The organism is Halobacillus sp. B23F22_1, assembly GCF_043497005.1.
GTDB lineage: Bacteria > Bacillota > Bacilli > Bacillales > Halobacillaceae > Halobacillus_A.
In genome coordinates, this window is the sequence record NZ_JBIEKE010000001.1 from 997,301 (window position 1) to 1,010,042 (window position 12,742).

General features: G+C 43.2%; 11 protein-coding genes. 9 read left to right on the plus strand and 2 right to left on the minus strand.

Translation table 11 applies throughout. The features are described from left to right. Window positions 1-2 precede the first annotated feature (2 nt). A complete protein-coding gene (locus ACGTNH_RS05215) occupies window positions 3-1,520 on the minus strand; it encodes a spore germination protein (RefSeq protein ID WP_394585533.1) in 1,518 nt (505 codons plus the stop codon). Between the two features lie 182 nt (window positions 1,521-1,702). Between ACGTNH_RS05215 and ACGTNH_RS05220 the strand changes: the two genes are divergently transcribed. The 5 genes from ACGTNH_RS05220 to ACGTNH_RS05240 all read left to right on the plus strand — a co-directional run bounded on the left by ACGTNH_RS05220 (window position 1,703) and on the right by ACGTNH_RS05240 (window position 6,760). Then, the gene (locus ACGTNH_RS05220) at window positions 1,703-2,722 is read left to right on the plus strand and encodes a TDT family transporter (protein WP_394585535.1); all 1,020 of its coding nucleotides are present in this window, start codon (window positions 1,703-1,705) and stop codon (window positions 2,720-2,722) included. A 347-nt stretch (window positions 2,723-3,069) separates the two neighbouring features. Further along, the gene (locus ACGTNH_RS05225; RefSeq protein ID WP_394585537.1) at window positions 3,070-3,648 is read left to right on the plus strand and encodes a nitroreductase family protein; all 579 of its coding nucleotides are present in this window, start codon (window positions 3,070-3,072) and stop codon (window positions 3,646-3,648) included. Window positions 3,649-3,652: 4 nt separating this feature from the next. After that, on the plus strand, window positions 3,653-4,627 hold the full coding sequence (locus tag ACGTNH_RS05230) for an ABC transporter substrate-binding protein (RefSeq protein WP_394585539.1): 975 nt from the start codon (window positions 3,653-3,655) through the stop codon (window positions 4,625-4,627). Between the two features lie 51 nt (window positions 4,628-4,678). After that, window positions 4,679-5,692 carry a FecCD family ABC transporter permease gene (locus tag ACGTNH_RS05235; RefSeq protein ID WP_394585540.1) on the plus strand — a complete coding sequence of 338 codons (1,014 nt, stop codon included), beginning with the start codon at window positions 4,679-4,681 and terminating at the stop codon, window positions 5,690-5,692. A 24-nt stretch (window positions 5,693-5,716) separates the two neighbouring features. Next, the gene (locus ACGTNH_RS05240) at window positions 5,717-6,760 is read left to right on the plus strand and encodes a FecCD family ABC transporter permease (RefSeq protein WP_394585541.1); all 1,044 of its coding nucleotides are present in this window, start codon (window positions 5,717-5,719) and stop codon (window positions 6,758-6,760) included. A gap of 374 nt (window positions 6,761-7,134) precedes the next feature. Here the strand turns inward: ACGTNH_RS05240 and ACGTNH_RS05245 are convergent, their stop codons facing one another. Then, the gene (locus ACGTNH_RS05245) at window positions 7,135-8,022 is read right to left on the minus strand and encodes an AraC family transcriptional regulator (RefSeq protein ID WP_394585542.1); all 888 of its coding nucleotides are present in this window, start codon (window positions 8,020-8,022) and stop codon (window positions 7,135-7,137) included. Between the two features lie 178 nt (window positions 8,023-8,200). Here ACGTNH_RS05245 and ACGTNH_RS05250 point away from each other — a divergent pair, with 178 nt between their 5' ends. The 4 genes from ACGTNH_RS05250 (at window position 8,201) to nagB (ending at window position 12,741) form a co-directional block, all read left to right on the plus strand. Further along, window positions 8,201-8,461 (plus strand): hypothetical protein, encoded by a 261-nt coding sequence (locus tag ACGTNH_RS05250; protein ID WP_394585543.1) that lies wholly within the window; start codon window positions 8,201-8,203, stop codon window positions 8,459-8,461. A gap of 371 nt (window positions 8,462-8,832) precedes the next feature. Beyond that, window positions 8,833-10,764, plus strand: a complete 1,932-nt coding sequence (nagE, locus tag ACGTNH_RS05255; protein ID WP_394585544.1) for an N-acetylglucosamine-specific PTS transporter subunit IIBC — start codon at window positions 8,833-8,835, stop codon at window positions 10,762-10,764. A gap of 55 nt (window positions 10,765-10,819) precedes the next feature. Next, window positions 10,820-11,998, plus strand: coding sequence for an N-acetylglucosamine-6-phosphate deacetylase (gene nagA, locus ACGTNH_RS05260; protein ID WP_394585546.1), 1,179 nt, complete (start codon window positions 10,820-10,822; stop codon window positions 11,996-11,998). Beyond that, entirely contained in the window at window positions 11,995-12,741 is a 747-nt protein-coding gene (gene nagB / locus ACGTNH_RS05265) for a glucosamine-6-phosphate deaminase (protein WP_394585547.1), read from the plus strand. The genes nagA and nagB overlap by 4 nt, the downstream gene beginning before the upstream one ends. Window position 12,742: the final 1 nt, after the last annotated feature.

Here is a 12,742-nt window from a genome sequence, read left to right on the forward strand (position 1 = left end):
TTTCAGCTCTCCTTTGATGTAGAATCTACTCTTTTTTGGTCTTTTTTAGTTAAAGAACTAGGGCGGGACAACAAGCCCCAGTGGGGAAATCTGACGAGCACATCCTTTTGGTCCTTCGCGATCATCGGAGCAAAAGGAGACATATACGGTTTCCCGAATGATTTCAAACTGCATAAATGAAGAACCATTACAATCATACCTAGAATGATCCCATATAAACCGAACGTAGCTGCCAGGATCATCAAAGGGAATCGCAGCATTCGAATGGATATCGCCATATTGTAAGACGGAAAAACAAAGCTGCTGATGGCTGTAATAGCCACAACGATAACCATAGCAGGAGATACCAGCCCTGCCTGCACGGCTGATTGTCCTAACACTAATGCACCGACAATTGATACAGCAGAACCTACAGGTTTAGGCAGCCTTACTCCTGCTTCCCGTAACACTTCAAATGTCAACTCCATCATCAATGCTTCGACTAACGCAGGAAAAGGGACGCCTTCCCTCTGGGCAGCTAAGTTGATCAAAAGTGGAGGCGGGATCATTTCCTGGTGAAACGTTGTAAAGGCAATATAGATAGAAGGCATAAATAAAGCGACATAAAAACAGAACAAACGCAGCAGACGAATTAAAGTACTTATGTCCGCCCGCTGATAGTAATCTTCACTCGATTGCATAAAGTTTACAAATAAAGCAGGTACTAATAAAACGTTTGGCGTTCCATCTGTAATAATAGCGACCCGTCCTTCAAGAATTCCTCCCGCAATCGCATCCGGTTTTTCCGAGTTATAGACGGTAGGGAAGGGAGAGTACTGGGCATCCTGCATGAACTCTTCTAAATAACCGCTTTCTAATACTCCATCAATATCAATCTCGTCTAAACGCCGGTTCAATTCTTCGATGACTTGTGATTCGGCCGTTCCTTCTAAATATACGACAGCTACATCCGTATGTGTTTTCTTACCGATTTTCTTAGATTCAATGCGAAGATTTGAATCTTTAATTTTTCTTCGAATTAAAGCAGTGTTTGTTCGCAAGGTTTCTGTAAAGGCTTCTTTCGGTCCGCGGATGACGCTTTCTGATGTCGTTTCCTGAACCCCTCGGTCACGCCAGCCTTTAGTGCTCGCAGCCAAGGCTTTCTTTTGTTTTTCTAGAAGCAGGATCGTTTCTCCCGAAAGCAGTTTATCAAATAGGTCAGTGTACGAATCTATTTCTTCTGTTTCTCCAATTGGCAATGCTCTTTGCTTAATGGATAAGTAGAGATGGTGACTGGACTGACGTTTCGGCGGCATTTCAAGCATCAAGGCTTCAAGTATGAAATTTTGCACAGCATTATTATCGACAAGCCCATCCATATAGATTACAGCTGCGGATGTTTTGTAAATCGTTAAAGAACGAATCACAAGGTCAGAGCTATCTCCCAACGACGTACGAATATGAGTTAAGTTGTCTTCTAATTTATGAAAAAGTGGTTGGGGAACAGGTGGGGTAGTTCGATTATTGGATTGTTGCTTCACCGCGATCCCACCTTTACTCTTGGATGTTTTTGTTTATTTTGTTCAAAAACTGAGAAATTATGAATGATCCACTGGGATTTTTGTGAAACTCTTCAACTGTTTTGGAATAAGATAAGCTTTTTTAAAAGTCTTTTCCTAAGGAGGAAGGAGGTTTATAATAGAAGAATTGTGAGAGTGGGTGAATGAATATGAAATTAATTAATCCTGCAGCGGCATCGATCGTGATGGCGCTGGGCATTTTTCTATATGGAGCGATCGAAGCTTTTCCTTTACTTGATCAGGTTTGGGGGAAATGGTTAGCAGCATTACTAACGGTTACGGCCCTTGTCATTTATGTGCCCCTGGCTCAGCAGAGCTTTCGAAAAGCCTTCCGCGTTCCGTTTTTAAATAATCCAGTCAATTCGTTCGTTATGGGGGCCTGGATTGCAGGAATCTCTGTTTTGTGTAATGTGGTGCTTAAATATTTTCCAGAGCTTAATCCGTGGATTCAAGCAGCGGCAATCGTAAATACGTGTTTCTGGATCGTGTTTATATTCTATTGCGTCAATAATTTCAGGCAGCTGCTGCAGAAGCCTGGAAAACATTCGGCCCACGGTGTAATCCTGTTATCTACTGTGGCTACGCAGTCGCTCGTCATAGTATGGACGGAACTGTTTCCCTTCGTATCAGCGCTCGTCATTTTATCAGTGCTGACTTTAGGCCTCTTGTTTTATTTATTTGGTATTGTGCTGATCGGAATCCGATATAAAAGTGACAATCAATGGTCGCTTGCCGAGGATTGGACGAATACAAATTGTATTATCCACGGGGCATTGTCGATTACAGGACTGGCGATTGTATCGACTCAATTAATGCCCCCTGTCTTTTTATTATTTTTCTGGCTGTTCGTGTTTAGTATAGTAGTTCTGGTTGAAGCTGTAGAAATTCGAAGAGCGTTTATACGCGTCCGCGCATATGGCTGGAGAAAAGGACTGTTTACGTACAACATCAGCCAATGGTCGCGTAATTTTACGTTTGGGATGTTTTACGCATTTACGATGATGAGACATGAAGGGCCATATTATTTAAACCTGATGTATGATTTTCATGAAATAATTTTATCCATATGGGCATGGGTGGTGCTTGCTGCACTGATCGTGCAGATAGGACTTTGGCTGAAAGCGAATTTTCATTATCTTGATCGTGGGCACGTTGCCCCGTGATGGCCTTTGATAAAGGGAGTATCTATTATTGAAATGGGTTTTGAGAACCCTGGAATGAGATCATCTTACAGGCCGGCTCCTTTAATAGAGTGCTGGCTAAATAGAAAACGGGGATGGATAAAGACATCGTGCACGTCGTATTAAAGGAATACCAAAAGAGAGGTGACTGCTGAATGAAGGCACAGCTTAGCTGAATATTTTCTTTCGATCCCTTGTTGCAACTTCCTCTCGTTTTGTATATAATGAGAATCATTATCAGTTAATTAAAAATTAATCCTCCAGCTGGGGTTATTTTTTTTATTATTTTTAAATGAAAATGATTATCATTACCATATAGGAGTGAGCAAATGCTGAAAGTCGAAGAGAGTAAAGTAGTTGAAGCGATAAAAAATCGGCGTTCAATTAAAAAATTTAAAAGTACCCCCATCGATAAAGAAGTCGTCATCGATTTTTTAAACGATGCGGTCTGGGCTCCCAATCATGGTGTAAGGGAACCATGGAGGTTTATGCTGTTTATGGGGGAAGGAAAAGAAGCTATCGTTGGAGCATTGCAAAATGAGTGTGAGCGCGGCAAATTAGCGACGAAAAATCCTGACAAGCTGATTGAAAGGTACCGCCACATCCCTGCTCACTTAGTTGTGGTAATGGAAGAGAGTGATAAGAAAAAAATATGGGAGGAAGATTTTGCAGCTACAAGCGCTTTGATTCAAAACCTTCAATTGCTCGGCTGGGAAAAAGGAATTGGGATGATATGGAAGACCAATCAGTACATAAATTCCAGTTCTTTCTGTGAAGATATCGGGGTGAAAGAAGGAGAAAAAATCGTAGGGATTATCCATATGGGATATCCAGCAGAAATTCCTAATGCCCAACAAAGAACAAAAGCAGAAGAAAAATTGACAGTGATTGATAAAAAGGAGAGATGATAAAATGAAAAATAAATGGGGAATCGGGATTCTGCTTCTTTTATCGTTGATATTAACGGCATGCGGGAGCTCTTCAGATGAAACGTCAGGAGACTCTGAAAATCAATCCAAGGAGTCAGAAACTCGTGAAGTGGAGCATGCGATGGGAACGGCAGAAATTGAGGGGGAGCCAGAACGTGTGGTTTCACTCTTCCAGGGAGCCAATGATGCAGCTGTGGCTCTAGATGTAGAGCCTGTGGCCATTGTAGAGTCCTGGGTGGAGCAGCCTGTCTATAAATATTTGCGCGATGATCTTGAAGGCGTAGATCAGGTAGGTCAAGAAACCCAGCCTAATTTAGAAGAAGTAGCTAAACAGCAGCCGGATGTTATTTTTGCCAATAAAGACCGGCATGAGGATATTTATGATGAGCTTTCACAAATTGCACCGACGGTCATGATTGATGAGATCTATGGATGGAAAGATACCGTTGATCTCATGGGCCAGTCACTGGATAAAGAAGAAGAATCTGCAGAGTTACTAAATGATTGGGATGAGAGAGTAGAAGACTTTAAATCTCAAATGGAAGAGGAAGGTCATTTTCCAGTCGAAGCGGCGATTACGAACTTCCGGGCGGACCATGCTCGAATCTTTTACACCGGCTTTGGGGGCGGCATCTTAAATGAATTAGGCTTTGACCGCCCTGAAAACCACCAAGAGGACACGTGGGGAGTGAAGTTAACGTCTAAAGAAAGTATTCCAGAAATGAACGCGGACGTCATTTTTAACTTTAACTCTGGTACAGAAAAGGACGAAATTCAACAGACGTATGAAGAATGGACAGGCCACCCGCTGTGGCAGGAGCTTGATGCGGTGCAGGATGATAATGTTCACAATGTAGATGAAGTAACGTGGAACAGTGCTGGAGGCTACCTGGCGGCGAACCATATGCTCGATGACTTGTACGAGATTTATAACTTAGAAGATGAAAATAACGACTAGAAGAGGAGAGGCATCTCTCTTCTTTTGTCTGCTAAAGGATAACGACTGACTATGCCTTATTTACTAAAAACAAAGCTTTCAAAAATTATAGGAACAGCGGTCACTCTACTTTTATTTTTATCTGCTTTTTTCTCAAGCTTATATTTTGGACAGACCGCCCTTGTAATGGAAGACATTGTGCACGCTTTTACCCGCTTTAATCCGTCTTCCATTAACCAGGTGGTCGTCTTGGAAGAGCGGCTGCCCCGTGCCGTGTTAGGCAGTGTCATCGGTGCCAGTCTGGCCATTGCCGGGGCATTGATGCAGGCTTTAACAGGTAACCCTCTCGCCTCTCCAAGTATTTTCGGCATTAACGCGGGTGCCTTGTTTTTCGTCGTTTTGTCAATTACTCTGTTTTCATTTTCTTCTCTGATTCAAATTATGTGGCTCGCGCTCTTAGGTGCAGCGGTGGCGGGGATTTTGGTGTTTTTGCTTGGTTCCGTGGGGAAAGATGGGATGACTCCTATCAAAATTGTCTTAGCTGGATCGGCGATCAGTGCTTTGTTTTTATCTATGACCCAGGCGATGCTTGTGTTAGATGAGAATGGGCTGCAGCAAGTCCTGTTCTGGTTGACCGGTTCAATCAGCGGCAGATCAATGGGAATGCTTTATCCTGTTTTACCTTTTATTGTAATTGCCGCTGTCGCTGCTTTGTTTATGGGTAATGCGTTAAATGTGTTTTCTACCGGAGAAGATGTGGCTAAAAACCTTGGCCAGAAAACAGTCCTGTTAAAAATAGGGATAGGCATTATTGTCATTATTCTTGCAGGGAGTTCTGTATCGATCGCCGGTGCTATAGGTTTTATTGGTTTAGTCGTTCCCCATATAACCAGGGGGGTTTTCGGACCTGATTACCGCTGGGTGCTCCCTTTATGTGCTGTGCTGGGCGCCTCATTACTCGTAAGCGCGGATGTGTTAGCAAGGCTGCTTATTATGCCCCAGGAAGTACCTGTAGGGATTATGACCGCATTGATCGGAACACCGTTTTTTATTTATATCGCCCGGTATGGTTTAACAAAGAGGTAAAGGTATTGTGGAGGGAGTTTCAGTATGATCAGACAAATAAACATTCGCAGTAAAAAAAACACGATATCCTTTCAAATCGATGTAAAATCTTTACTGGTTACCCTGATTTTACTGATGCTCGCTGTTGCCGCTCTCTTTGCAGGACCTGGACTGGGTGATCCTTTTTTCAGCCCGGTTGAGATCAGTCAGTCTTTATTTGGTTTAGGCAGCGGGGGGAATGAGTTTATTATTAATACGCTGAGATTTCCTCGTGCAGCTGTGTCTCTGCTGGCCGGATTATGTTTAGGCATAGCTGGGGCAATACTTCAAGGGATCGTACGTAATCCTCTGGCTTCTCCTGATATTATTGGCATTACTGGAGGAGCGGCTGTAGCGGCGGTAAGCTATATCACTTTCTTTCAGGATAGTTTCGGCATTCAATGGCTGCCCTTTGCAGCAATTGGTGGTGCCTTAGCAGCTTCCTTACTAATCTATTTAATTTCATGGAATAAAGGGGTAACGCCAATTCGACTGGTTCTTATCGGCATTGGTGTTTCCGCAGCGATGAACGCCTGTACAATGCTCATTCTAACGCTGAGCCCGGATTACTCTGCAAGTCAAGCCTATATTTGGCTGACAGGAAGTGTTTACGGTGCCTCGTGGGAGGGGCTTCGTTTACTGCTGCCCTGGACGATTCTTATCGTGCCGCTAATCATTTTGTACTCCTCTGTACTTAATGTGCAGGAATTGGGAGACGATACTTCTGCAGGCCTCGGTCTAAGTGTACAGAAACACCGTCTCGTTTTATTATTGAGCAGTGTAGTGCTTGCCGGAGCAGCAGTTTCTGTTGTAGGCACCATAGGATTTGTAGGGTTAGTTGCCCCTCATATCGCACGACTGCTGGTGGGCCGTTCGTTCCCATACTTACTTCCTTCCGCCGGCTTTATTGGTGCTCTTATCGTTTTTTTAGCAGATGTCGTTGCACGCACGGCTTTTTACCCCAGCGATATCCCTGCTGGAATCTTTACAGCTGGTGTAGGAGCTCCTTTCTTTATTTACTTGTTAGTTAAAAACCGGAATCAATTTTAAATATCATTTAGAGGTTCCGATCCTTTTAACATAATTAAGCGCACGGAACTATCATATAATGAATGCACAGTAAGTATCTGATCCATTAGGAAACGTTGATTCATTACTTTCAATAGTGGATTTTTATCGAAAAAGGGTTTTGGGAAACGGCGCTACTCCTATGGGAGAAACGAATAAGGTGTGACCCCACAGGGCTATAAAGCCCGGGGAGGCACACCATTCGCCTATGGAAAGGAAGTCGTTTCCTAAAACCCTTTCCTCTTTTTTAATGCGAGAAGTGATTACACAGTTGAGGTAAAAGCAAAAACTAAGGTTTATCTACAAGCTGAGCGTCTAATTTTATATTGTAAAAATTGGGCGCTTTTCTATGGGACCTATGTTGTAAGTTTTTTAATGGGAATGTAAATGTCAATCTGTTTGTTCTCATGGCCGTGGCACCTTTCGTCGTAAAGTTCGAAATCTAAGGTTCCCTGATGCTCATACCCTGACTGGGGAAACCATTCAGTAAAAAGGTGATTCCACGTCGATTGAATGGTTGATGGAAAAGAGTCTTCATCTGCTTTTGACGTAGTAAACACTGCATATTCGAGTTCAGGAAAACTTTTATACACCAATCCTTCAGGTGCCTGCGTTCCTTTTTCTACTTCTTTTCCAATGATGTAAACGAACTCGCCGGTTTTTGGAGAAAAATCGGTACAGATGCCGAGTTCTTCTTTGTTGTGCAGAGGATTCGGAATTGTTTCGCCTAATTTATTTTTTATATACTGCTGCCAAAACTGGGGGATGTCTTTAAGATTCTGACCATCCTTATTTATTGTTTTCAGTTCATACCCAATGATGTGAAAAGCAGGCCTCGTCACAATATTCGGCTTCATTTTTCGCCCTCCTGATAAGTGTATTGGTTGAAGGCAGGCTTTGCCGCGTAAAGGACCGGAAATACGCGTTGCATTGCGGTATTGTTTAGGTGAAACACCATAGCACTTTTTGAAAGCCCGATTGAACGATTCATGATAATGAAATCCAACATCCAGGGCAATATCAAGTACTTTTTCATTGGAGTAATAAAGACGCTCCGCTGCGATCGTAAGCCTCCTTTTTCGTACATAATCCATCACAGGTTCTCCAACCATGGCTTGAAAAACTCGATGAAAATGAAAAGGAGAAAAGCACGCAGTGGCCGCTAATTTTTCAAGTGTAAGCTGTTCCTGCACATTATCTTCAATGTAATCGAGTGTTCGTTGTATGCTGTCCCCATAATCCATACCGCTTTTCACCTGCCTTGTACTTACAATATAGCACCAAACAAGAAGTTACTCTTAACACTTTTTGCTATCTTTTATTTTTTACTTTTAAAAATACTAAACAACTACTATGGGAAACAGGTTATAATATTAACATTTTATGGTATGGTAAGGATTGTATTATGGGAGGTGAATGAGAATGGAAGAAATTAAAGTAGAATTTGAAGTGAAAGCATTCGGAGAAGAAATGAAAGAAGACTATGAAGAAGCTATAAAAAGCTGTGAAATTTTTAGAACAATGACGCTTCCAAAAAACACGACGATCGATCAGCTTGAATCAATTGTAAGTGAATTATTCGATGAGATGAAGGTGAATTATGCGGATCAAAAGCCTCAACTAGGAGCGAAAATCGTGTTACGTTCCAAAGAAGAGAATGATCGGGTGATAAGTTTAGGATAGCTGTGAATCTTTTAAAAGGGAGGTTCTCTCGTGGCGGCTATCCACCAATATACTTGTTTATTAAATTAATCTTTTTAGGGATTGATTACCCTCTTGTGTGCTTATACATATTACCGAACGTTCATCGTGGCTTCAACAGAGAGCAATCGAAAAAACATTCGTAAGTTACAAGGTGCCATAACGATTATTGCAGGTAAGTGAGACGAATCGAAGAAACGTAGACTTTTTTTACATAAGGATGACGACTTCTCCCCACTCTAAATACAGGTGAAAGTAATCTTTTATCCAATTGGTATAGACAACTATACTCCGTAATGGTAAATTACTTATATGAAACGTTTTCACATAAAAAATCTAAGAGGAGAATAATCATGTTAAATTTCTTACAACGGATTGGGAAGTCACTCATGTTTCCCATTGCAACGTTACCAGCCGCTGCTCTTCTCGTGCGCCTTGGTATGGACGATATGCTTGATATCCCGTTTGTTACAGCAGCGGGAAATGGAATCCTTGAAAACCTGTCGCTCATTTTTGCGATTGGGATAGCGATGGGATTCGCGAAGGATGGCAACGGGGCCGCAGCTCTTGCAGGTGCGGTTGGTGTTTTAGTTCTTGAAAGCGGAATTGAAGGCATTAATGATGACATTGATATGGGTGTGTTTGCCGGGATTATTGCCGGGGTGATCGCTGGTATGCTGTACAACCGATACAATGACGTAAAGTTCCCTGAGTTTCTATCATTCTTTGGCGGAAAAAGGTTTGTACCAATAATTACTTCCCTCACTATGGTAGTACTTTCGTTTGTTTTTGGTTATTTATGGGTGTATCCACAGTACGTCCTCGATTCTACTGCAAACTGGATCTTAAACTCCGGTGAAATTGGTGTCGGTGTGTATGGGGTGCTGAACCGTTTGTTTATTCCAGTCGGATTACACCATGTAATGAATGCTGTAATCTGGTTTGATTTTGGAACATTTTCCACTGGGGCCGGGGATGTTGTCCGCGGCGAAATTAACCGTTTCTTAAATGGTGATCCAGAGGCCGGGTATTTCTTGGCCGGCTTCTTCCCTATTATGATGTTCGGGCTGCCGGCTGCTTGTTTAGCGATGTATGCTGCAGCGAAAAAACATCGTAAAGCAGCTGTCGGCGGCATGTTCTTAAGTATTGGCTTAACTTCCTTTCTAACTGGTGTTACTGAACCAATTGAATTCTCTTTTATGTTCTTGTCCCCACTGCTTTATTTCGTGCACTCCTTGTTGACAGGGGCAGCAATGGTCACAGCCTTTATGCTTGATATCAGACATGGATTTGGTTTCTCCGCAGGGTTAATCGATTTTACTCTAAACTATGGAATTGCTCAAAATCCACTTCTTCTGATTGTCGTAGGTTTGGTATTTGCAGCCATTTATTTCGTCGTGTTTTACTTCTTAATCATCAAGCTCGACTTGAAAACACCGGGTCGTGAAGATGAAGACGAAGATTTCGTAGAAGAATCGCAGGAAGTCGGGCAGCCGGGAGAACAGATGGATGACCAAGATGTAAAAGCTTATCGCTACCTGGAAGCGCTCGGAGGAGCTGATAATATTAAATCCCTCGATTATTGTACGACACGCCTGCGTCTGCAGATGGATGAGCGTGATAAGGTCAATGAAAAAGCATTAAAATCGTACGGTGCTCGTGGTGTGATGAAGGTTGGAAAGCAAAACCTTCAGGTCATTGTCGGCACGTCAGTAGAGTTTTTAGCAGAAGCGATGAGAAAACGGATGGAGTATGGAAACAACGCCCCTCCCGTGCATAATGAAAAGCAGCCAGCTAAACAGGAAGAAGTGGCTCAAGGTTTTCGTAACTTGAGTGAACACGAATTTACGATGCCGATTAAAGGGAAAGTTATGGCTCTTGAAGAAGTGCCCGATGAAGTGTTTGCGCAAGGCATGATGGGACCTGGATTTGCAATTGATCCTAAGGGAGAAACATTCAACTCTCCGATAAACGGCAGAGTTGTGCAGGTTTTTCCAACGAAGCATGCGTTTGGGCTTGAAATGGACAATGGTTTAGAAATGCTCGTTCACGTAGGACTGGATACCGTTAAACTAAATGGAGAAGGATTTGAAACCTTAGTGGAAGCTGGTCAGTCTATAAAGCAAGGCGACCCGCTGCTGCGTATCGACCTTGAGTATGTGAAAAGCAAAGCTCCTTCTGTTGTCACACCGATTATTTTCACAAATCTGGAAAACGAATCAGTGACCCTCCTTAAGCAAGGGATGCAGACAGAAGGCCAAACCGGAATTTTAACCATTCAATAATAAAGCAGGGGGAAGTTTCTTGCTTCTCCCTTCGTTGATGATAAGGAGTGAGACGATGGCAGGAAGTATCGAGTGGACAAACGTAACGATTGTGACCCCGGAAGCAACAATCGAAAACGGTTCCCTGTATGTAGAAAATGGAAAAATCACCGCAATCGCACGTCATTCATTCGGCGGAGCAGATGTAACGATTGAGGGAAAAGGAAGGGCCCTTGTGCCTGGGTTTATTGACGTTCATATACACGGAGCCAATGGTCATGATGTAATGGATTCAAGCGAAGAAGCTTTACGTGGCATGGCGGCTGTGCTGCCTCAGGAAGGAACGACAAGCTTCCTTGCCACAACGATGACGCAGTCAAATGATGAGATTTCAAAAGCTGTAACGAACGTCGGGAACTATATGAAAAATGAACAAGCAGATGGCCTGGCTGAAGTGCTGGGTATTCACTTAGAAGGACCTTTTATTTCAAGAAATAAAGCCGGGGCTCAGCCTCTGACACATATTGCACCTCCTTCCATCGAGCTGTTCGATCAATGGAACAAGAAAAGCGGAGATCACATTCGTCTTGTGACAATAGCTCCTGAGGTAAATGGGGCAGCGGATTTTATTACACACGTCAGTCAAAAAGGCATTGTTGCTTCCGTAGGGCATAGCGACGCCACGTATGAACAAGTGACAGAAGCCGTAGAAGCCGGGGCGCGCCACGTGACGCATTTGTACAATCAAATGAGCGGCATGCATCACCGGGAACCTGGTGTTGTCGGAGCGGCCTTTTTAAATCCTAAGCTGATGGTAGAAATGATTGTAGATCATGTCCATGCCCGTTCGGAGGCAGTGAAACTGGCGTATCATCATACGAAAGCGGACCGTACGATTTTAATCACGGATGCGATGAGAGCGAAATGTCTTCCAGAAGGAGCCTATGACTTAGGCGGACAAGAGGTTCATGTCAAAGGAAAAGAAGCACGGTTATCGGACGGAACCTTAGCAGGAAGTATTCTAACGTTAGAAGAAGCGGCTTCTCATATGGAAGAAAATATAAACCTGACGCTCAGCGACCTTGCACGGATTACATCCACCAATGCTGCGGTACAATTAGGCGTCGACGACCGTAAAGGGAAACTTGAAGAAGGAAAAGATGCGGACCTTGTGCTTCTTGATGAGAATTACAACGTAGAGATGACGGTTTGCCGCGGTGTAATTGCCTATGAACGAAAGGAGACGACACGATGAAGGTGATCATCACGAAGAACAAGCAGGAATTAAGTGAAAAAGCGTGCGAACTTATCGAACATCAGGTGAAAGAGCAGCCGGATTCCGTGCTCGGCTTAGCCACAGGAGGTTCTCCTCTGGGGACGTATAACGAAATGATTAAGGGATTCCAGCATCGTTCTGTGGATTATCGCCACGTAAAAACGCTGAATCTAGATGAATATATCGGTTTAGACAAAAACGATCCGCAAAGCTATCATTATTTTATGAGAAAGCATTTATTTGATCACATTAACATTAATCCTGAACACACGTACATTCCGAATGGGAAAGCGAAGGATCTGCAGGAAGAATGTGAACAATACGAACAATTTATCGAAGAGATCGGCCCGCCGGATCTTCAGCTGCTCGGAATCGGGCAAAATGGACACATCGGCTTTAACGAACCAGGAACCCCGTTTGCCCGGGAAACCCACCTCATTCAATTGGAAGAGTCGACAAGGCAGGCTAATGCCCGATTTTTTGACTCCATTGACGCTGTACCGAAGCAAGCCATTACGATGGGGATCAAGTCCATATTAAAAAGTAATAAGATCGTCGTAATTGCTTCTGGCGAACGGAAAGTAGACGCTATTCAACGCTTAGTTGAAGAAGAGCCAAGCGAGGATCTGCCAGCCTCTGCCTTGAAGAATCATAAAAATGTTACGCTTATAGTAGACGAAGAAGCCTATCAAAAAGTTGGACAAGGAGAGGAGACCCAATAGA